The sequence below is a fragment of the Streptomyces sp. NPDC038200 genome (assembly GCF_055600785.1).
On the sequence record NZ_JBVJYH010000015.1, the window covers coordinates 215,857 to 236,102 of the forward strand.

The window sequence follows — 20,246 nt, forward strand, 5'->3', positions numbered from 1 at the left end:
ATGACGATGACTGTCACCATGACGACCGTGGACCGGTACGCCCGCCTGGCGCGCGGCTGCCGCCCGAGGGGCTGCCGCGCCCCGGCGAGGCGTGTCCACGGCCGCAGGGTGCGCTACGTCATCGGTGACGAACCCGGGCAGGTGAACGGCATGCGATGGCAGCGGCCGGCCTTCAGGGGCGCGGGGAACCGCGCGGCCTGCCCCAACGGGCCCGCGGTCGACTGACCAACCCCGATGCCCCACGGCGCATAGTGTCTTCTTCCGTGCACTCACCGTGAGGTTCTGGCATGCCCAGTGATTTCTTCTTCCCTGACCCGGAGGGTCGGGTCCCCAGCGTCGAGGGCTACTTCGGCGCGTTCGGCGGCAAGTTCATCCCGGAGGCGCTCGTCGCCGCCGTGGACGAGGTCGCCGTCGAGTACGACAAGGCGAAGGCGGACCCCGAGTTCGCCCGCGAGCTGGACGACCTGCTCGCTCACTACACCGGCCGTCCCAGCGCGCTGACCGAGGTGCCGCGGTTCGCCGAACACGCGGGCGGCGCCCGGGTGTTCCTCAAGCGCGAGGACCTCAATCACACCGGCTCCCACAAGATCAACAACGTGCTCGGCCAGGCCCTGCTCACCAAGCGCATGGGCAAGACCCGGGTCATCGCCGAGACCGGCGCCGGCCAGCACGGCGTCGCCACGGCCACCGCGTGCGCGCTGTTCGGCCTCGACTGCACGATCTACATGGGCGAGGTCGACACCCGCCGCCAGGCCCTCAACGTGGCCCGCATGCGCATGCTCGGTGCCGAGGTCGTCGCCGTGAAGTCCGGCAGCCGCACCCTCAAGGACGCCATCAACGAGGCGTTCCGGGACTGGGTCGCGAACGTCGACCACACCCACTACCTGTTCGGCACGGTCGCCGGCCCGCACCCCTTCCCGGCCATGGTCCGCGACTTCCACCGGGTCATCGGCGTCGAGGCCCGCCGCCAGCTGCTGGAGCGCGCCGGCCGCCTCCCGGACGCGGCCGTCGCCTGTGTCGGCGGCGGCTCCAACGCCATCGGCCTCTTCCACGCCTTCCTCCCCGACGAGGGCGTCCGCCTCATCGGCTGCGAGCCCGCCGGGCACGGTGTCGAGACCGGCGAGCACGCGGCCACCCTGACCGCGGGCGAGCCCGGCATCCTGCACGGCTCCCGGTCGTACGTCCTCCAGGACGACGAGGGCCAGATCACCGAGCCGTACTCGATCTCGGCCGGCCTGGACTACCCGGGCGTCGGCCCGGAGCACTCCTACCTCCGCGACTCCGGCCGCGGCGAGTACCGGGCGATCACCGACGACGCGGCCATGCAGGCCCTGCGCCTGCTGTCCCGCACCGAGGGCATCATCCCGGCCATCGAGAGCGCCCACGCCCTGGCCGGCGCCCTGGAGGTCGGCAGGGAACTGGGTAAGGACGGTCTGATCGTCGTCAACCTGTCCGGCCGCGGTGACAAGGACATGGACACCGCCGCCCGCTACTTCGGCCTCTACGACACCGACGCCGAGGTGGCCGCCAACGAAGCCGACACCGCCGAGATCGAGGGGGACGCCAAGTGAGCGGGAACATGCAGCTGCTGGCCGACACCCTCGCGGGCGCCAAGGCGGAGGGCCGCGCCGCGCTCATCGCCTACCTGCCGGCCGGGTTCCCCACCGTGGACGGCGGCATCGAGGCGATCAAGGCCGTCTTCGACGGCGGCGCCGACGTCGTCGAGGTCGGCCTGCCGCACAGCGACCCGGTGCTCGACGGCCCCGTCATCCAGACCGCCGACGACATCGCCCTGCGGGGCGGAGTCAAGATCGCGGACGTCCTGCGTACGGTCCGGGAGGCGTCCGAGGCCACCGGGAAGCCGGTGCTCGTCATGACGTACTGGAACCCCATCGACCGGTACGGCGTCGAGCGGTTCACCGCCGAGCTGGCCGAGGCGGGCGGCGCCGGCTGCATCCTGCCCGACCTGCCGGTGCAGGAGTCGGCCCTGTGGCGGGAGCACGCCGAGAAGCACGGCCTCGCGACCGTCTTCGTCGTGGCGCCGAGCAGCAAGGACGCGCGGCTCGCCCAGATCACCGCGGCGGGCAGCGGCTTCGTCTACGCGGCCTCGCTGATGGGCGTCACCGGCACCCGCGAGTCCGTCGGCGCGCAGGCCCAGGAACTGGTGCAGCGCACCCGTGGCACCGGCACCGGCCTGCCCGTCTGCGTCGGGCTGGGTGTCTCCAACCCGGCCCAGGCCGCCGAGGTCGCGGACTTCGCGGACGGGGTCATCGTCGGCTCGGCCTTCGTGAAGCGGATGCTGGACGCTCCGGACCAGGCCTCCGGGGTCGCGGCGGTCCGCGAGCTGGCCGGGCAGCTGGCGAAGGGGGTACGCGGACAGGCGTAACACCGGTGATGTCCCGTATCGGACGATTCGGTCACTCGAACGGGTGGACCTGAGGCCGGGGAGGCGCGCTGCGTCTCCCCGGTTCGTTCTGGGGGTGTGAGCGAGAAGAACCGTGACGGAAAGCGCACCGCCCGGGAGCGGCTGGCGGTCGAACGCGAGAAGCAGAAGGCCGCGGAGAAACGACGGCGCACGCTGATCGTGAGCGCGAGCGTCGTCTGTGTGCTGGGCCTCGCGGCGGTGATCGGCGTGGTCGCCGCGAACGCCGGCAAGGACAAGGGCAGCAAAGCGGGCCCGACCGTGGCGCCCTCGGGCGCGCAGGGCAAGGGCAGCCTCGCGATCCCGGTCGGCAAGGCCGGCGCCAAGTCGACGCTCACCGTCTGGGAGGACTTCCGCTGCCCGGCCTGCCAGGCGTTCGAGGCGGCGTACCGGCCGACACTCCACGAACTGGCCGACGCCGGCAAGCTCAGCATCGATTACCACCTGGTCCGGCTGATCGACGGCAATCTCGGCGGCACCGGCTCGCTGCGCGCCGCCAACGCCGCCGCCTGCGCCCAGGACGCCGGCAAGTTCCGCGAATACCACGACGTGTTGTACGCGAACCAGCCGGAGGAGAGCGACGACGCCTTCGCCGACAACGACAAGCTGATCGAACTGGCCGGCAAGGTGAAGGGCCTGGACACCCCCGCCTTCCGTAAATGCGTCGAGAACGGCACCCACGACAGCTGGGTGAACAAGTCCCACCAGGCTATGGCGGCCGCCGGGTACAGCAGCACGCCGACGGTGGTGCTCAACGGCAAGGACATCTACCAGGACCGGACGATGACCCCGGCCAAGCTGAAGGAGATGGTGGAGGCCGCCGGCCGCGGGTGAGTATTTCTCACGCCCCCGTTATGGACCCGTAGCCGGGCTGCTTGCCGTCCCCACGGCCCGGCACGGTAGCGTCGGATCTGCCATGAACCTTGCCTACATCCCCAGCCCGTCGCACGGGGTGCTGTACCTCGGCCCCATCCCGCTGCGCGGCTACGCCTTCTGCATCATCATCGGCGTCTTCGTTGCCGTCTGGTACGGCAACAGGCGCTGGATCGCCCGCGGCGGGCAGTCCGGCACGGTCGCCGACATCGCCGTCTGGGCCGTGCCCTTCGGCCTGGTCGGCGGCCGGCTCTACCACGTCATCACGGACTACGAGCTGTACTTCAGCGAGGGCCGTGACTGGGTGGACGCCTTCAAGGTGTGGGAGGGCGGCCTGGGCATCTGGGGCGCGATCGCGCTCGGCGCGCTCGGCGCGTGGATCGGCGCGCGGCGCCGGGGCATCCCGATGCCCGCGTACGCCGACGCCGTCGCCCCCGGCATCGCGTTCGCGCAGGCCATCGGCCGCTGGGGCAACTGGTTCAACCAGGAGCTGTACGGCCGTGAGACGCACGTCCCCTGGGCGCTGCACATCACCTCCTCCGAGGGCGGCCGGGTGCCGGGGTACTACCACCCGACCTTCCTCTACGAATCCCTGTGGTGCGTCGGCGTCGGCCTCCTGGTCATCTGGGCGGACCGCCGCTTCAAGCTGGGCCACGGCCGGGCGTTCGCCCTGTACGTCGCCGCGTACTGCGTGGGCCGCGGCTGGATCGAGTACATGCGGGTGGACGACGCCCACCACATCCTCGGCCTCCGCCTCAACGACTGGACCGCGCTGGGCGTCTTCCTGCTGGCCGTGGTGTACATCGTGCTGTCGGCGAAGAAGCGGCCGGGGCGGGAGGCCGTGGTCGAGCCCGGCGTCGCCGACGGTGTCTCCGAGGGCGCCTCCGGCGGTTCGGCCGAGAGCACGGAGACCGCTGCCGAGGTCGAGGGCGAGGGCAAGGCCGACGAGAAGGCCGGGGCGCCGGCCGGCGACTCCGCAAAGTCACCGGCGCCGAAGGACGAGGCGGAGTCGGCCAAGAAGAGCTGACCACCGGTTTCCCCTACGCCGAGGGCGCCCGGACTCTTCCGGGCGCCCTCGGCGTATGACGAACCGGCCGGCCGAGCCGGGTCCGGCACCGCCGCCCCTCACCGCCGCCGCCGATCGCCGTCGCGACCGGGGAGAGGCAGCGGCGACCGCCGGCCTCCTGGGGGTGCGTCTCGGGGGGGCGGGTCGGGTCGGCCGGGGTGCGGTGATCGGTACTGCGTGGGGAGGGGCGTCGGTCGCGGGCGGGGTTCCAGGCTCTGTGGCGGGCGGGTTTCAGGTTCTGTCGGTCAGTGACAGGGTGCGCCGGGCCATGGCCACCACCGCCGCGTCGATGAAGCGGCCGTCGGGGAGGGCTTGGGCGCCCTGGTCGGTCGCCGCCGCCTTGATGATCGTTTCCGCGTGCTCGATCTCCGCCGGAGTGGGCAGATAGGCCCGCTCGATCACCGGCAGCTGCCGGGGGTGGATCGCGGCGCGGCCCAGGAAGCCGAGGGCGCGGCCGTGGACGCAGGACGCGGCGAGGCCGTCCAGATCACGGATGTCGGGGTGGACCGACTGGGGCGGTGGGGCGAGACCCGCGGCGCGGGCCGCGACGACCACCCGGGAGCGCGGCCAGTCGAGACCCGTGTCGGCCCGTACCCCCAGGTCGGCCCGGAGGTCCGCCTCGCCCAGGGCGATGCCCCGCAGAGCCGGGTGGGCGGTCGCGATGGCGTAGGCGTGCTCGATGCCGAGGGCCGACTCCAGCAGCGCGAAGAGGGGGACCGGAGTGGCCACGGCCACCCGCCGTACCTCCTCCGGCGCCGTCACCTTCGGGAGCCGCAGACCGGCCAGGCCCGGCTGGCCGGTCAGGGCGGTGAGGTCGGCGGCGGCCCACGGGCTCTCCGGGGCGTTGACACGGACGTGCACCGGGACCGGCTGCGGCTCCGTCAGGAGTTCCGCGGTGGCCGCGCGGGCGTACCCCTTGCGGTCCGGGTCGACCGCGTCCTCCAGGTCGACCACCACCACGTCGGCGCCCGCCGCCAGTGCCTTGGCGACCACGTGCGGGCGGTCGCCGGGGGCGTAGAGCCAGGTCAGCGGGTGGCGGCTCACAGGGCGCCCGCCGCGCGCAGAGCCGCGAGGTCGGCCCGGGTGAGGCCCAGCTCGGTGAGGACGGCGTCCGTGTCGGCGCCGTGCGGGCGGCCGGCCCAGCGGATCGCGCCGGGCGTGGCGGAGAGGCGGAAGAGGACGTTCTGCATGCGCAGCGGCCCCAGCTCCGGGTCGGCGACGGTGGTGACCGTGTCCAGGGCCTGGTACTGGGGGTCGGCCAGGACGTCCCGGACGTCCTGCACGGGCGCCGCCGCGGCCTCCGCCTTCTCGAAGGCCGCGAGCACCTCGGCGCGGGGGCGGGCGGCGATCCAGGAGCCGACCGCCTCGTCCAGGACGTCGGCGTGCGCGGCCCGGCCGGCACCCGTGGCGAACCACGGCTCCTCGATCAGCTCCGGGCGCCCCACCAGCCGCAGCACCCGCTCCGCCACCGACTGGGCGGAGGTGGAGACGGCGATCCAGGTGCCGTCGGCGGCGCGGTAGGTGTTGCGCGGGGCGTTGTTCGCGGACCGGTTCCCGGTGCGTTCCTGGACGTAGCCCAGCTGGTCGTACCAGGTGGGGTGCGGGCCGAGGACCGACAGGATCGGTTCGATGATCGCCATGTCGACGACCTGGCCCGCGCCGGTGCGCTCGCGCGCGGCCAGCGCCGTCAGCACGGCGTACGCGGTCGCCAGGCCCGCGACCGAGTCGGCGAGACCGAAGGGCGGCAGTGTCGGGGCCGCGTCCGGTTCGCCGGTGACCGCGGCGAAGCCGCTCATCGCCTCGGCGAGGGTGCCGAAGCCGGGGCGGTGCGCGTACGGGCCGAACTGGCCGAAGGCGGTGACCCGGGCGAGGACCAGCCGGGGGTTGGCCGCCGACAGCTCGGGCCAGCCGAGGTCCCACCGCTCCAGGGTGCCGGGGCGGAAGTTCTCGATCACCACGTCGGCGGTGGCGGCGAGCCGCAGCAGGGTGGCCCGGCCCCCGGACGTGGACAGATCGAGGGTGATGGCCCGCTTGTTGCGGCCGAGCACCTTCCACCACAGGCCGACGCCGTGCTTGGCCGGGCCGTGACCGCGGGAGGGGTCGGGCCGCCGGGGATGCTCGACCTTGATCACCTCCGCGCCGAAGTCCCCCAGCAGCGTGGCGGCCATCGGCCCCGCGAAGAGGGTCGCCAGGTCCAGCACCCGCAGGCCGTCCAGGGCCGGCAGCGTCCGTGTCGTCGTACTCATGCGGTGTACTGGGCATCGATCTCCGGGCGGTACGGCATCGACGCCGACGCCCCTTCCCGCTGGACGGAGATCGCCGCCGCGGCAGCCGCCCAGGACAGGGCCTCCCGTACCGGTTTCTCCTCGGCGAGGGCCACGGCGAGCGCGCCGACGAAGGTGTCGCCCGCGCCCGTGGAGTCGACGGCGCTCACGCGGGGCGCGGGGACCACGAGCGGTTCGACGCCACGGGTGAGGAAGAGGCAGCCCGTGGCGCCCAGCGTGACGACGACCTCCGGCACCAGGTCCAGCAGGGCGGCCGCCGCCTCGCGCGGGTCGGTGCGGCCGGTGAGGGTGACCGCCTCGTACTCGTTCGGCACCAGCAGGTCGACGACGGCGAGGAGTTCGGGCGGCAGCGGCTGGGCCGGGGCCGGGGTGAGAACCGTCCGGACGCCGTGCCGACGGGCGGCTTCCGCGCCCGCGACGACCGCCGCCAGCGGGATCTCCAGTTGCAGCAGCAGCGCGTCGGCGGTGGCGATCACCCCCTCGTCGCCGGGGGAGAGATGGTCGACGGTGCCGTTCGCGCCGGGGATGACGACGATCGCGTTGCCGCCCTCGTCGTCCACCACGATGTGCGCGGTACCGGAGGGGCCCTCCACCGTGCGCAGGAAGTCGGTGTCCACGCCGGAGTGTTCGAGGGTGTCGCGCAGCCGCAGGCCGAAGGCGTCGTTGCCGACCGCGCCGATCATCGAGACGGTGGCGCCCGCGCGGGCCGCGGCGATCGCCTGGTTGGCACCCTTGCCGCCGGGGATCGTGCGGAACTCCCGTCCGGTCACGGTCTCCCCGCGCTGCGGGGCCTTGGCGACATAGGTGACGAGGTCCATGTTCGTGCTGCCGAGGACGGCGATGTGGGTCATGGTCGGGTCGCCTCCAGGTGGGTGAGGTGGGCGAGGGTGTCGAAGCCGGTGCCGTCGAAATCGGCGACGGTGGTGGCGAGCCGGTTCTTCAGCGGGGCCCGCCAGCGGTCGGGGAGCGCGGCGGGGGAGCCGGCGAGGAGGCCGGCGATGCTGCCCGCGGTCGCCCCGGCGGAGTCGGTGTCCAGGCCGCCCGACACCGCACGGCAGACGGAGCCCGTGAAGTCGCCGTCGGCGTGGGTGAGGGCGGCGGCGATCAGGGCGGTGTTGGGCAGGGCGTGGACCCAGTGGTGGGCGGGCGCGTAGACGGCGTGGAGTTCGTCCACGACCTCGTCGAAGTCGGGGGTGACGGTGGCCAGGTGGACGGCGTGGTCGAGCGCGCTCGCGAGGCGGGAGCGGGTCGGGACCACCGTGCGGCCGGCGCGCAGGCAGGCGTGGACGTCGTGCGTGCCGGTGGCGGCGGCGGCGATCGTGGCGGCCGTGAACATCGCCGCGTACACGCCGTTGGCGGTGTGGGTCAGGACCGCGTCGCGGTGCGCCTGTTCGGCGGCGGCGGCCGGGTCGCCGGGATTGCTCCAGCCGTGCATGTCGGCGCGGATCAGGGCGCCGATCCACTCGCGGAACGGGTTGCGGTGCCGGGCCGTGTGCGGGGGTTCGATACCGGCGAGGAGATTGCGGTGGGCGATGCGCTCGGCGGTGAAGGTACGGCCGGGCGGCAGCTCGTCGAGCCAGAGCCGCGCCACGTCGTCGGTGGTGAAGTCGCGTCCGTGGCGCTGGAGCAGGAGGAGGTTGAGGAGCGGGTAGTCGAGATCGTCGTCCACCGGCATGCCGTCGATGTTCTCGGCGAGGGAGGTGGCGGCCGAGCGGCGGTTCCAGGGGTGGGCGGCGAGGAGGTCCGCCGGGACTCCCCGGGCGGTGAAGTAGGCGGTGAGGGGCCAGTTGCCGGTCGCCTTGGCGAGAGCCCGGATGCCGTCGAGCGGGAGCTTCTCCACCGGTTTGCCGAGGAGGCAGCCGATGGCCCTGCCCAGCCAGGCGGCTTCCAGGGCGGCCGGGAAGCGGTCCCCGGCGACGCCGGACGGGGCAGGGCGCGGATCCGTCGTGCGGGTGCGGTCGGCCGCCTGCTGCCCGGGGTCGCGGGCCGGCCGCCGCCGGGCGGCCGGTGACGCCGGCCAGTCCGGGCACCGGGACTTGATGCGGGCCAGGTCCGTCGGCTCGTCCTCGGCGAAGCGGCCGGGCAGATCGGCGAGTTCGTCCAGCAGGTCCTCGGCCAGCAGCCGCAGATAGCGGGAGACCCGGTGCGCGGACGCGCCCGCCCGCTCCGGCGCGTCCGGCCCGCCCGCCGCCCGCCAGCGCGCCTCGATCGCCGAGGGCTCGCGCCCGTCCAGCCGGGCCTGGCGCAGCTCGTGGCCCAGCAGGTCCTCCGGCTGGACCCAGGTCAGTCGGAGCACGGCCGGCCTCCGAGGGTGGTGAACGCCTGCTCGTGAGCGCGCCGGCGACGCACGTCCCGCTCGAAGATCTCGTGCGCGACCTCGGTGAGGGCGCGGGCCGGCGCCCACAGGTCCAGGCGGCTCGCGTCCGCGACCGTCTTCGCCCACTCCTCGGGCACGGGCGAGCCGAGCGCGCCCGCGAGCGCACCGGCCATCGTGGCGATCGAGTCGCAGTCCCGGCCGTAGTTGACCGAGCCCAGCACGGCGTGCCGGTAGTCGCCGCCCGCCACGACCAGCATGCCCAGGGCGACGGGCAGTTCCTCGACGGAGTGCAGCCGGGAGGGGCGGCGGGCGCCGAGCGAGGGGGCGCGGTAGTCCGGGCCGACGGTGTCGTACGGGGCCACCGCCGCACGCAGCGGGCCGAGCGCCGACTCGAAGTCCCGGTGACGGGCGGCGACTTCGCACACCTTCTCGATCGCCTCGCGGGTGCCGTCCCGCGCCAGGGACAGACAGGCGGCCACGACCGAGTCCGGGGTCGCGCCGGGTGCGGTCGCGGCGGCCACCGCCGCCGCGAAGACACCGGCCGCCTCCCGGCCGTACGAGGACTGGTGCGCGCCGGCGATGTCCAGGGCCTCGGCGTGGGCGGCGGCCGGGTGGGCCGCGTTGACCAGGCCGACCGGGGCCATGTACATCGCGGCGCCGCAGTTGACGATGTTGCCGACGCCCGCCTCCCGGGGGTCGGCGTGGCCGTACGCCAGCCGGGCCACCAGCCACTTCTCGGCGAGGAAGAGGCGGTGCAGCGGCAGGGCCTCGGCCTCCAGCTCCGGGATCCAGCGGGGGGTGGTCATCAGGTCCGGGACCAGGTGGTCGGCCACGGCGTACGCGTCCAGGTGGTCGCGGACGCGCTCGTAGACCCGGACCAGCGCATGCGTCATCAGGGTGTCGTCGGTGACGTGGCCGTCGCCCTTGTGGTACGGGGCGACGGGGCGGGCGGTGCGCCAGGCGTCGCCGTGCCAGGGGCCGACGATGCCGTGCACCCGGCCGCCGTGGCGCTCGACGATCTGGTCGGGTGAGTAGCCCTCGACCGGCCCGCCGAGGGCGTCGCCGACGGCGGCTCCGACCAGGGCCCCGGTGATCCGGTCGGCGAGACTGCTCCGACCGGGGCCGCTGCTTTCTTCTGCATTGGGCGTCATGCCCCGAATCATCCTCCTGGCCGGGCCGGTTGTGCGGCTTCCAGGAGTCCGGCGAGTTCGACCAGGTCGGTGCCGGTGAGGCGGGGCAGGGTGCAGCCGGGCAGGAGGCGGCAGGCGTCGCGCCAGGTTCCCGGGACGGCCGCGCCGCCGCCGAGGGCTCCGGTCAGCGCGCCCGCCAGGGCGGGGGCGGAGTCGGCGACCCGGGACAGACAGGCGGCGGCCGGTACGGCCTCGGCGATACGGCCCCGGGCGGCGGTGGCGAGGGCGAGGGCGACGGGGACGGTCTCGGCGGCGGCGATGCCGTAGCTGTAGACGTGGTCGACGATCTGGTGCTCCAGGAGGGGGACGAGGGCGAAGGCGGAGTCGCTGTCCTCGGCCAGGGCGAGCGCGTGGCGGGTGTTGCGGCCGATCTCCGTGTCCGCCGGGAGTTCGGCCAGCGCGGCGGTGACACAGCTGTCGGTGTCCGCGTCGGCGAGGGCGAGCGAGAGGGCCGCCGCCATGGCCCGCGCACCGTGTACGCCGTCGCCGTCCTGGGTGTAGCGGGCGTCGAACTCGGCGAGTGCGGCGGCCTGCCGGGGGTCTCCGGGATGGGCCACGGCGAGGACGCAGGCGCGGACGCAGGCCGCGTCGTCGAAGTAGTGCGGGTTGTCGTGGCCGGTGGCGGGCGGCCGCAGGCCGGTGGCGAGGTTGCCGAGGCCGGCCCGGACGGAGATGCGGGCGCGCAGGGGCAGGACGGCGGACTCGATCTCCGGGGCGCGGTCCGCGGCGGCGGCGACCTCGGAGGCCACGGCGGTCCAGGTGAGGTCGATGGCGGCGCGCATACGGCGGGCCCGGCTGAGGTCGCCGAGGACGTCGTCGTCGCCGGCCCGCAGGACCGCCTCCGCGGCGAACACCGCCCACTCGGCGTCGTCGGAGGGGCCGAGGCGGAGGGGTTCGGGCGGCTGATTGAGGGCGATCGGCACGGGGAGGGTGGTGGTGGCGTTCTGCTCGGCGAAGGTGTCCAGTTCGCGGGTGAGGCGGCGGGTCCACTCGGGCATCCGCGCGGCCCGGTGCCGGGCGGCGGGCCAGCCGGCGGCGTCCCCCGCGGCGAGGCCGAGCAGCAGCCCCTCGATCCGGCGCGCCGTCACGGCCGGCCCTCGCCGTCCGCCTGCCCGTGGTTCCCGGCACCCACCAGAGGGCTCGGCCCCCGGGCCCCCGGATCCCCCGCCCACCCACCACCGGACTCGGCCGGCTGGGCGGCGGGAGGAGGGGGCGGGAGCTGGGTGGCCGGCTGGGAGGTGAGGGGTGGGGTGGGGGTGGGGGCGGGGGCGTCCGGTTGAGCGGTGGGCGGTGGGGAGGGGGCTGGGGTCGGTGGGGCCGGCTGGGGGGCGGGTGGTGCGGCGAGGGCGGGGGTGGGTGCGGTCGGCCGGGTGGCAGGCGGTGGGGGGAGGGCTGGGGTCGGTGGGGCCGGCTGGAGGTCGGGTGGTGGGGAGACGGCGGGGGTGGGTGCGGTCGGCCGGGGGGCGGGCGGCGGAGGCAGCGGTGGGGTCGGCTGGGGGGTGGGCGGTGGGGGGAGGGCCGCGGTGGGCGCGGCCGGCCGGGGGGTGGGCGGCTCCGTGTCCAGCAGCAGGTCCGCCACCTCCAGGACGTGGTGGCCCGCCACGGACGGCAGACAGCGGCCGCGGGCCGGGCCGATGGCCGAGGCCCAGGCTGGGGGGATCGCGGCGAGGCCCTGGGTCGCGCCGGAGAGCGCGCCGGCCACCGCCGCCGTCGTGTCCGCGTCGCGGCCCATGTTGACGGCCGTCAGGACCGCCTCCCGGAAGTCGCCGTCGGCCGCCGCGTACGCGCCGAAGGCGAGGGCGACCGCCTCGGGGGCCAGGTCGGTCCAGGGATAGCCGCCGATGACGACCGCGGAGCGGACCGCGCGCTCGCCGTGGTGCGCCACCGCCACCGCCCGCCGCAGCGAGCGAGCCGTCCAGGAGTCGTCCGGGACGACGGCGAGGGCCGCGGCGATCACCACCGGGACCGTGGCGCCGGTCATCGCCGCCGCCACCCCCGCCGCGACCGCCTGGCCGCCGTAGATGCCCTCGCCCTCGTGGCTGACCGAGCCGTCGATGGCCACCAGGCGGGCCGCTTCGGCGGGGCGGCCGGCCGCGAAGACCCCGAAAGGGGCCGCCCGCATCGCCAGGCCGTCGCTCCAGGCGTGCCGGTGCTGGGCGGAGATCGGGGCGGCGAGGCCGCGGCGCAGGTTCTCCAGCGTGCCGCGCTCGCTGAAGCCCGCGCCACGGAAGGGGCTCTCGGCCCGGTCGGCGATCCACGCGTGCCAGGCCGCCTCCACGTCCGCCGGGGTGAGCGCCGGGCCGTGCCGGGCCAGCAGCAGACCGGAGAAGATCGCGTACTCGGTGTCGTCGGTACCGCAGGGGTGCTCGGCCACGTACCCGGTGATCCGGCCCCAGCGGGCCCGGATCTCGGAGGGTTTGAGGTTCTCCGCCGGGGCCCCGAGCGCGTCGCCCACGGCCAGGCCGAGCAGCGCGCCGCGGGCCCGCTCGCGCAGCCCGGTGGCGTCCCCGGGCGCCGGGACCGGGGGAGTGCAGGCGATCGATGCCATGGGCGGCCTCCTTGGGCGGGGTCGCGGGACCCTTTGCGGATGTGTCCCACGGGAGGTGTCCGCGCGTGCCTGCGGAGCCCCTCTGTCACCCACTCGGCATCTGAGCTTTTCATCGCACAAATGAGCGTAAGGCCAGGAAATCGCAGGTTAGCCGAGCCTTTCCTTGCTGGCAAAGAGGGAAGAGAAGGCGTAGATTTTGCGCTGTCAAAAAGTAGAACTCGTCCAAAGTTAGCTTTGGCTAAGCTTCCCTGGGGGCCCGCATGGCGATCATCGAGACCGAGGCCGCGCTGCACGAAGCGCATCGCGACAACCACACGCACCGCGATGTGAACGGCGGCTGGCTCCGCCCCGCGGTCTTCGGCGCCATGGACGGCCTCGTCTCCAACCTCGCCCTGATGACGGGTGTGGCCGGCGGATCCGTGGGCCAGCAGACCATCGTCGTCACCGGTCTCGCGGGGCTCGCCGCCGGCGCCTTCTCTATGGCGGCCGGCGAGTACACCTCCGTCGCCTCCCAGCGCGAGCTCGTCGAGGCCGAGCTGGACGTCGAGCGCCGCGAGCTGCGCAAGCACCCGCAGGACGAGGAGGAGGAGCTGGCCGCGCTGTACGTCGCCCGCGGTGTCGAGCCGGAGCTGGCCCGGCAGGTCGCCCGGCAGCTGTCCGCGGATCCCGAGCAGGCCCTGGAGATACACGCCCGCGAGGAGCTCGGCATCGACCCCGGCGATCTGCCCTCGCCGCTGGTCGCCGCCGTGTCGTCCTTCGGCTCGTTCGCCCTCGGCGCGCTGCTGCCCGTGCTGCCGTACCTGCTCGGCGCGTCCGTGCTGTGGCCCGCCGTGCTGCTCGCGCTCGCCGGGCTCTTCGGCTGCGGTGCCGTCGTGGCCAGAGTGACGGCGCGCAGCTGGTGGTTCAGCGGTCTGCGGCAGCTCGCGCTCGGCGGCGCGGCGGCCGGTGTGACGTACGCCCTGGGCAGCCTGTTCGGAACGGCCGTAGGATAGGTCGACCGGTACCTATGCGTTGGGCCGCATAAGTACCCGTTACTCGCTGGTTTCGAGTGCGTGACCACCGGGCATGAGCCGTAAGCGCTGTGGGCAATGAGGCCTGCCGCACCCCCGCGGGGTGGGCGATGACGCTCCCCCCGGCCCCCCTTTCGGGCCGCCGGACGCCGATCCGACCGATCCTGTCCGTCACGGCCCCCCCAGCAGACATCGGCCGTCATGGCACGGCACCCCCGCCGTCACCGCACGGCAGCCGCCGCAACCGCACGGCACCCGCTGCGTTCGCGCGGCACCCCCGCTGCGACCGCGGCGTCCGCATGTTGGAACGGTGTATCCGGTTCCCGGGAACCGCCCCATCATGTAACCTGCACGAAATTTTGATCTCAGCAGAGGGCCAACGTCGTCCCTCGGCACCTGCCACATGCCACATGACGACGACGGGAGAGCCGATGCGTACGCCGCGCCAGCCGTCCCAGCATTCCGCGAATGGCCAGAACTGGTCCTTCATGGATGCTCGCCCTGCTGCGCAGGGTATGTACGACCCCCGCAACGAACACGACGCGTGCGGCGTCGGTTTCGTCGCCACCCTCACCGGCGAGGCGTCCCACACCCTGGTCGAGCAGGCCCTCACGGTCCTGCGGAACCTGGAGCACCGTGGCGCCACCGGCTCCGAGCCCGACTCGGGTGACGGCGCGGGCATCCTCTCCCAGGTGCCGGACGCCTTCCTCCGCGAGGTGGCCGAATTCGACCTTCCCGCGGCCGGTGCCTACGCGGTAGGCATCGCGTTCCTGCCGGAGGAGGGCACCGAGGACGCCGTCTCACGTATCGAGACGATCGCCGCCGAGGAGGGCCTGACGGTCCTCGGCTGGCGCGAGGTCCCGGTCGCCCCCGAGCTGCTGGGTGCCACCGCCCGCTCCACCATGCCGGCCTTCCGGCAGATCTTCGTGACCGACGGCGCCAGCGAGGGCATCGCGCTGGACCGCAGGGCCTTCGTGCTGCGCAAGCGCGCCGAGCGCGAGGCAGGGGTGTACTTCCCCTCCCTGTCCGCCCGGACGATCGTCTACAAGGGCATGCTGACCACCGGCCAGCTGGAGCCCTTCTTCCCGGACCTGTCCGACCGCCGCTTCGCCTCCGCGATCGCGCTCGTGCACTCCCGGTTCTCCACGAACACCTTCCCGTCGTGGCCGCTCGCGCACCCGTACCGCTTCGTCGCGCACAACGGTGAGATCAACACCGTCAAGGGCAACCGCAACTGGATGCGCGCCCGTGAGTCGCAGCTGGTCTCCGACCTGTTCGGCTCCTCCGAGAAGGGGCTGGAGCGCATCTTCCCGGTCTGCACCCCGGACGCCTCCGACTCCGCCTCCTTCGACGAGGTCCTGGAGCTGCTGCACCTGGGCGGCCGTTCGCTGCCGCACTCCGTGCTGATGATGATCCCGGAGGCGTGGGAGAACCACGACTCCATGGACCCGGCCCGGCGCGCCTTCTACCAGTTCCACTCCACGATGATGGAGCCCTGGGACGGCCCCGCCTGCGTCACCTTCACCGACGGCACCCAGGTCGGCGCCGTGCTCGACCGCAACGGTCTGCGCCCCGGCCGCTACTGGGTCACCGACGACGGCCTCGTCGTCCTCGGCTCCGAGGTCGGCGTCCTCGACATCGACCCGGCCAAGGTCGTCCGCAAGGGCCGCCTGCAGCCCGGCCGCATGTTCCTCGTGGACACCGCCGAGCACCGCATCATCGAGGACGACGAGATCAAGGCGTCCCTCGCCACGGAGAAGCCGTACGCCGAGTGGCTGGAGGCCGGCGAGATCGAGCTCGGTGACCTGCCCGAGCGCGAGCACATCGTCCACACCCACGCCTCGGTCACCCGCCGCCAGCAGACCTTCGGGTACACCGAGGAGGAGCTGCGCGTCATCCTCGCCCCGATGGCCCGCACGGCTGCGGAGCCGATCGGTTCGATGGGCACCGACTCGCCGATCGCCGCTCTCTCCGAGCGCCCGCGCCTGCTCTTCGACTACTTCACCCAGCTGTTCGCCCAGGTCACCAACCCGCCGCTGGACGCGATCCGCGAGGAACTGGTCACCTCGCTGCGCTCCTCGCTGGGCCCCGAGGGCAACCTGCTGGAGCCGACGGCCGCCTCCTGCCGCTCGGTCACCCTGCCCTTCCCGGTCATCGACAACGACGAGCTGGCCAAGCTCATCCACATCAACGCCGACGGCGACATGCCCGGCTTCAAGGCCGCGACCCTGTCCGGCCTGTACCGGGTCTCCGGCGGCGGCGACGCCCTCGCCGCGCGGATCGAGGAGATCTGCGCCGAGGCCGACGCGGCGATCGAGAACGGCGCCCGTCTGATCGTCCTGTCGGACCGCCACTCCGACGCCGAGCACGCGCCGATCCCGTCGCTGCTGCTCACCGCGGCCGTCCACCACCACCTCATCCGCACCAAGCAGCGCACCCAGGTGGGCCTGCTGGTCGAGGCCGGCGACGTCCGCGAGGTTCACCACGTCGCCCTGCTCATCGGCTACGGCGCCGCCGCCGTCAACCCGTACCTGGCGATGGAGTCGGTCGAGGACCTGCTGCGCGCGGGCACCTTCATCAACGGCATCGAGCCCGAGAAGGCCATCAAGAACCTGATCTACGCCCTCGGCAAGGGCGTCCTGAAGGTCATGTCCAAGATGGGCATCTCCACCGTCGCCTCCTACCGCGGCGCCCAGGTCTTCGAGGCCGTCGGCCTGGACCAGGCCTTCGTGGAGAAGTACTTCAACGGCACCGCCACCAAGATCGGCGGCGTCGGCATCGACGTCATCGCCGAGGAGGTCGCCGCCCGCCACGCCAAGGCCTACCCGGCCTCCGGCATCGCCCCGGCGCACCGCGCGCTGGAGATCGGCGGCGAGTACCAGTGGCGCCGCGAGGGCGAGCCGCACCTGTTCGACCCGGACACGGTCTTCCGGCTCCAGCACTCCACGCGCACCGGCCGGTACGACATCTTCAAGAAGTACACGAGCCGGGTGAACGAGCAGTCCGAGCGCCTGATGACGCTGCGCGGCCTGTTCGGCTTCAAGTCCGGCCGTGCCCCGATCTCCATCGACGAGGTCGAGCCGGCGGAGGAGATCGTCAAGCGCTTCTCCACCGGCGCCATGTCGTACGGCTCCATCTCCAAGGAGGCGCACGAGACCCTCGCCATCGCCATGAACCAGCTGGGCGGCAAGTCCAACACCGGTGAGGGCGGCGAGGACCCGGACCGCCTGTACGACCCGGCGCGCCGGTCCGCCATCAAGCAGGTCGCCTCCGGCCGCTTCGGCGTCACCTCCGAGTACCTGGTCAACGCGGACGACATCCAGATCAAGATGGCCCAGGGCGCCAAGCCCGGCGAGGGCGGCCAGCTGCCCGGCCACAAGGTCTACCCGTGGGTCGCCAAGACGCGTCACTCGACGCCGGGCGTCGGCCTGATCTCCCCGCCGCCGCACCACGACATCTACTCCATCGAGGACCTCGCCCAGCTGATCCACGACCTGAAGAACGCGAACCCGCAGGCGCGGATTCACGTCAAGCTGGTCTCCGAGGTCGGCGTCGGCACGGTCGCGGCCGGTGTGTCCAAGGCGCACGCGGACGTCGTGCTGATCTCCGGCCACGACGGCGGCACGGGTGCCTCCCCGCTGACCTCGTTGAAGCACGCGGGCGGCCCCTGGGAGCTGGGCCTCGCCGAGACCCAGCAGACCCTGCTGCTCAACGGCCTGCGCGACCGGATCGTCGTCCAGACGGACGGCCAGCTGAAGACCGGCCGTGACGTGGTCATCGCCGCGCTGCTCGGCGCCGAGGAGTTCGGTTTCGCGACCGCCCCGCTCGTCGTCTCCGGCTGCGTCATGATGCGCGTCTGCCACCTGGACACCTGCCCGGTCGGCATCGCCACCCAGAACCCGGTCCTGCGCGACCGCTTCGCCGGCAAGGCCGAGTACGTGGTGAACTTCTTCAAGTTCATCGCCGAGGAGGTCCGCGAGCTGCTGGCCGAGCTGGGCTTCCGCTCCATCGAGGAGGCCGTCGGCCACGCCGAGGTGCTGGACGTCGAGCGCGCGGTCGACCACTGGAAGGCGCAGGGCCTGGACCTCAAGCCGCTGTTCCACGTGCCCGACCTGCCCGAGGGCGCCGTCCGCCACCAGCTGATCGCCCAGGACCACGGCCTGGAGAAGGCCCTGGACAACGAGCTGATCAAGCTCGCCGCCGACGCCCTGGCCGCGAACGACGCCACCGAGGCCCAGCCGGTGCGCGCCCAGGTCGCCATCCGCAACATCAACCGCACGGTCGGCACCATGCTCGGCCACGAGGTGACGAAGAAGTTCGGCGGCGCGGGCCTGCCCGACGACACCGTCGACATCACCTTCACCGGCTCTGCCGGCCAGTCCTTCGGCGCCTTCCTGCCGCGCGGTGTCACGCTGCGCCTGGAGGGCGACGCCAACGACTACGTCGGCAAGGGCCTCTCCGGCGGCCGGATCGTCGTCCGCCCGGACCGCGCGGCCGACCACCTCGCCGAGTACTCGACCATCGCGGGCAACACCATCGGCTACGGCGCCACCGGCGGCGAGCTGTTCCTGCGCGGCCGTACCGGTGAGCGGTTCTGCGTCCGCAACTCCGGCGCGCTGGTCGTCTCCGAGGGCGTGGGCGACCACGGCTGCGAGTACATGACCGGCGGTCACGCGGTCGTCCTCGGCCCGACCGGCCGCAACTTCGCGGCGGGCATGTCCGGCGGTGTCGCCTACGTCATCGACCTCGACCGCGACAACGTCAACATCGGCAACGCCGAGTCGGTCGAGGCGCTGGACGACACCGACAAGCAGTGGCTGCACGACGTGGTGCGCCGCCACGCCGAGGAGACCGGCTCGACCGTCGCGGAGAAGCTGCTCGCCGACTGGGACGCGGCCGCGGCCCGGTTCAGCAAGATCATCCCCAGCACGTACAAGGCAGTGCTCGCCGCCAAGGACGCCGCCGAGCGAGCCGGTCTCCCCGAGACCGCGATCACCGAGAAGATGATGGAGGCGGCGATCAATGGCTGACCCGAAGGGCTTCCTGAACCACGGCCGCGAGGTCGCCCGGACCCGTCCCGTCGGTGAGCGCGTCAAGGACTGGAACGAGGTCTACGTCCCCGGCTCCCTGCTGCCCATCATCAGCAAGCAGGCCAGCCGCTGCATGGACTGCGGCATCCCGTTCTGCCACAACGGCTGTCCGCTGGGGAACCTGATCCCCGAGTGGAACGACTACGCCTACCGCGAGGACTGGGCCGCCGCCCAGGAGCGCCTGCACGCGACCAACAACTTCCCGGAGTTCACCGGTCGCCTCTGCCCGGCCCCCTGCGAGTCGGCGTGCGTGCTGGGCATCAACCAGCCGCCGGTCACCATCAAGAACGTCGAGGTCTCGATCATCGACAAGGCGTGGGAGACCGGGGACGTCGCCCCGCAGATCCCGGAGCGCCTGTCCGGCAAGACGGTCGCGGTCGTCGGCTCGGGTCCGGCGGGTCTCGCCGCCGCCCAGCAGCTGACCCGGGCCGGCCACACGGTCGCCGTCTACGAGCGCGCGGACCGCATCGGAGGTCTCCTCCGGTACGGCATCCCCGAGTTCAAGATGGAGAAGCGGCACATCAACCGCCGTATCGAGCAGATGCGCGCGGAGGGCACCCGCTTCCGCACGGGCGTCGAGATCGGCCGCGACCTGAAGGCGACGGACCTGAAGAAGCGGTACGACGCCGTCGTGATCGCCGCTGGTGCGACGACCGCCCGTGACCTGCCCGTCCCCGGGCGGGAGCTCAAGGGCATCTATCAGGCGATGGAGTACCTGCCGCTGGCCAACAAGGTCCAGGAGGGCGACTACGTCACCGCGCCGATCTCGGCCGAGGGCAAGCACGTCGTCGTCATCGGCGGCGGTGACACCGGTGCCGACTGCGTGGGTACCGCCCACCGGCAGGGCGCGGCCTCCGTCACCCAGCTGGAGATCATGCCCCGTCCCAACGACGAGCGGCACGCCGTCAACCAGCCCTGGCCGACCTTCCCGATCCTCTACAAGGTCACCTCGGCGCACGAGGAGGGCGGTGAGCGGATCTACGCCGCCTCCACCACCCACTTCGAGGGCGACGAGGACGGCAACGTCCAGTGGCTGCACCTGGCCGAAGTCGAGTTCGTCGACGGAAAGTTGACCTCCAAGCCGGGCACCGAGCGCAAGATCCCGGCCCAGCTGGTCACCCTCGCGATGGGCTTCACCGGCACCGACCGGGAGAACGGCCTGGTCGAGCAGTTCGGCCTGGACCTCGACGAACGCGGTAACATCGCCCGCGACGCCGACTTCCAGACCAACGTGCCGGGTGTGTTCGTCGCCGGTGACGCCGGCCGCGGCCAGTCCCTCATCGTGTGGGCGATCGCGGAGGGCCGCTCGGCCGCCCGCGGAGTCGACCGCCACCTGACCGGAGCCAGCGACCTGCCGGCCCCGATCCGCCCGACGGACCGCGCCCTGGCGGTCTGACGCGCTCACCGGGGACCTGAGGTCCCCCGCAGACGTCCCGTACAAAGGC

14 protein-coding genes and 1 pseudogene are annotated in these 20,246 nt (G+C 73.2%); 8 read left to right on the forward strand and 7 right to left on the reverse strand.

Annotated features, from left to right (window positions below):
• Positions 1-6 precede the first annotated feature (6 nt).
• The 5 genes from trpM (at position 7) to lgt (ending at position 4,322) form a co-directional block, all read left to right on the forward strand.
• Positions 7-225, forward strand: a complete 219-nt coding sequence (gene trpM, locus ACZ7KF_RS28055) for a tryptophan biosynthesis modulator TrpM (protein ID WP_471080644.1) — start codon at positions 7-9, stop codon at positions 223-225.
• Positions 226-287: 62 nt separating this feature from the next.
• A complete protein-coding gene (gene trpB / locus ACZ7KF_RS28060; RefSeq protein ID WP_471080647.1) occupies positions 288-1,571 on the forward strand; it encodes a tryptophan synthase subunit beta in 1,284 nt (427 codons plus the stop codon).
• The gene (trpA, locus tag ACZ7KF_RS28065) at positions 1,568-2,386 is read left to right on the forward strand and encodes a tryptophan synthase subunit alpha (RefSeq protein WP_471080649.1); all 819 of its coding nucleotides are present in this window, start codon (positions 1,568-1,570) and stop codon (positions 2,384-2,386) included. The genes trpB and trpA overlap by 4 nt, the downstream gene beginning before the upstream one ends.
• 96 nt (positions 2,387-2,482) lie before the next feature.
• Complete coding sequence (locus ACZ7KF_RS28070) at positions 2,483-3,256, forward strand: DsbA family protein (RefSeq protein WP_471080652.1); 774 nt, start codon at positions 2,483-2,485, stop codon at positions 3,254-3,256.
• Between the two features lie 82 nt (positions 3,257-3,338).
• Entirely contained in the window at positions 3,339-4,322 is a 984-nt protein-coding gene (lgt, locus tag ACZ7KF_RS28075) for a prolipoprotein diacylglyceryl transferase (RefSeq protein WP_471080655.1), read from the forward strand.
• Between the two features lie 270 nt (positions 4,323-4,592).
• Here the strand turns inward: lgt and ACZ7KF_RS28080 are convergent, their stop codons facing one another.
• From ACZ7KF_RS28080 to ACZ7KF_RS28110, 7 genes and pseudogenes are all read right to left on the reverse strand, one after another.
• The gene (locus ACZ7KF_RS28080) at positions 4,593-5,405 is read right to left on the reverse strand and encodes an HpcH/HpaI aldolase/citrate lyase family protein (RefSeq protein WP_471080658.1); all 813 of its coding nucleotides are present in this window, start codon (positions 5,403-5,405) and stop codon (positions 4,593-4,595) included.
• Entirely contained in the window at positions 5,402-6,607 is a 1,206-nt protein-coding gene (locus ACZ7KF_RS28085) for a CaiB/BaiF CoA transferase family protein (RefSeq protein ID WP_471080661.1), read from the reverse strand. The genes ACZ7KF_RS28080 and ACZ7KF_RS28085 overlap by 4 nt, the downstream gene beginning before the upstream one ends.
• Positions 6,604-7,497 (reverse strand): ribokinase, encoded by an 894-nt coding sequence (gene rbsK, locus ACZ7KF_RS28090; protein ID WP_471080664.1) that lies wholly within the window; start codon positions 7,495-7,497, stop codon positions 6,604-6,606. The genes ACZ7KF_RS28085 and rbsK overlap by 4 nt, the downstream gene beginning before the upstream one ends.
• A complete protein-coding gene (locus ACZ7KF_RS28095; RefSeq protein ID WP_471080667.1) occupies positions 7,494-8,942 on the reverse strand; it encodes an ADP-ribosylglycohydrolase family protein in 1,449 nt (482 codons plus the stop codon). Before ACZ7KF_RS28095 ends, rbsK begins: the two co-directional genes overlap by 4 nt.
• Positions 8,930-10,114, reverse strand: coding sequence for an ADP-ribosylglycohydrolase family protein (locus tag ACZ7KF_RS28100; protein WP_471080670.1), 1,185 nt, complete (start codon positions 10,112-10,114; stop codon positions 8,930-8,932). The genes ACZ7KF_RS28095 and ACZ7KF_RS28100 overlap by 13 nt, the downstream gene beginning before the upstream one ends.
• Positions 10,115-10,122: 8 nt before the next feature.
• Entirely contained in the window at positions 10,123-11,241 is a 1,119-nt protein-coding gene (locus ACZ7KF_RS28105; RefSeq protein ID WP_471080673.1) for an ADP-ribosylglycohydrolase family protein, read from the reverse strand.
• A 466-nt stretch (positions 11,242-11,707) separates the two neighbouring features.
• A pseudogene (locus ACZ7KF_RS28110) lies at positions 11,708-12,701 on the reverse strand (ADP-ribosylglycohydrolase family protein); the annotation flags it as partial.
• A 260-nt stretch (positions 12,702-12,961) separates the two neighbouring features.
• Between ACZ7KF_RS28110 and ACZ7KF_RS28115 the strand changes: the two are divergent.
• The 3 genes from ACZ7KF_RS28115 (at position 12,962) to ACZ7KF_RS28125 (ending at position 20,197) form a co-directional block, all read left to right on the forward strand.
• Positions 12,962-13,693, forward strand: coding sequence for a VIT1/CCC1 transporter family protein (locus tag ACZ7KF_RS28115; protein WP_471080676.1), 732 nt, complete (start codon positions 12,962-12,964; stop codon positions 13,691-13,693).
• A gap of 449 nt (positions 13,694-14,142) precedes the next feature.
• Positions 14,143-18,741, forward strand: a complete 4,599-nt coding sequence (gene gltB, locus ACZ7KF_RS28120; protein WP_471080679.1) for a glutamate synthase large subunit — start codon at positions 14,143-14,145, stop codon at positions 18,739-18,741.
• A complete protein-coding gene (locus ACZ7KF_RS28125) occupies positions 18,734-20,197 on the forward strand; it encodes a glutamate synthase subunit beta (RefSeq protein WP_471080682.1) in 1,464 nt (487 codons plus the stop codon). The genes gltB and ACZ7KF_RS28125 overlap by 8 nt, the downstream gene beginning before the upstream one ends.
• Positions 20,198-20,246 lie beyond the last annotated feature (49 nt).

Excerpts from the sequence above, each read along its gene's own strand:
- trpM (WP_471080644.1), top strand. The coding sequence starts at position 7 with ATGACTGTCACCATGACGACCGTGGACCGGTACGCCCGCCTGGCGCGC.
- trpB (WP_471080647.1), top strand. The coding sequence starts at position 288 with ATGCCCAGTGATTTCTTCTTCCCTGACCCGGAGGGTCGGGTCCCCAGC.
- lgt (WP_471080655.1), top strand. The coding sequence starts at position 3,339 with ATGAACCTTGCCTACATCCCCAGCCCGTCGCACGGGGTGCTGTACCTC.
- ACZ7KF_RS28085 (WP_471080661.1), bottom strand. The coding sequence starts at position 6,607 with ATGAGTACGACGACACGGACGCTGCCGGCCCTGGACGGCCTGCGGGTG.
- rbsK (WP_471080664.1), bottom strand. The coding sequence starts at position 7,497 with ATGACCCACATCGCCGTCCTCGGCAGCACGAACATGGACCTCGTCACC.
- ACZ7KF_RS28100 (WP_471080670.1), bottom strand. The coding sequence starts at position 10,114 with ATGACGCCCAATGCAGAAGAAAGCAGCGGCCCCGGTCGGAGCAGTCTC.
- ACZ7KF_RS28115 (WP_471080676.1), top strand. The coding sequence starts at position 12,962 with ATGGCGATCATCGAGACCGAGGCCGCGCTGCACGAAGCGCATCGCGAC.
- gltB (WP_471080679.1), top strand. The coding sequence starts at position 14,143 with ATGCGTACGCCGCGCCAGCCGTCCCAGCATTCCGCGAATGGCCAGAAC.
- ACZ7KF_RS28125 (WP_471080682.1), top strand. The coding sequence starts at position 18,734 with ATGGCTGACCCGAAGGGCTTCCTGAACCACGGCCGCGAGGTCGCCCGG.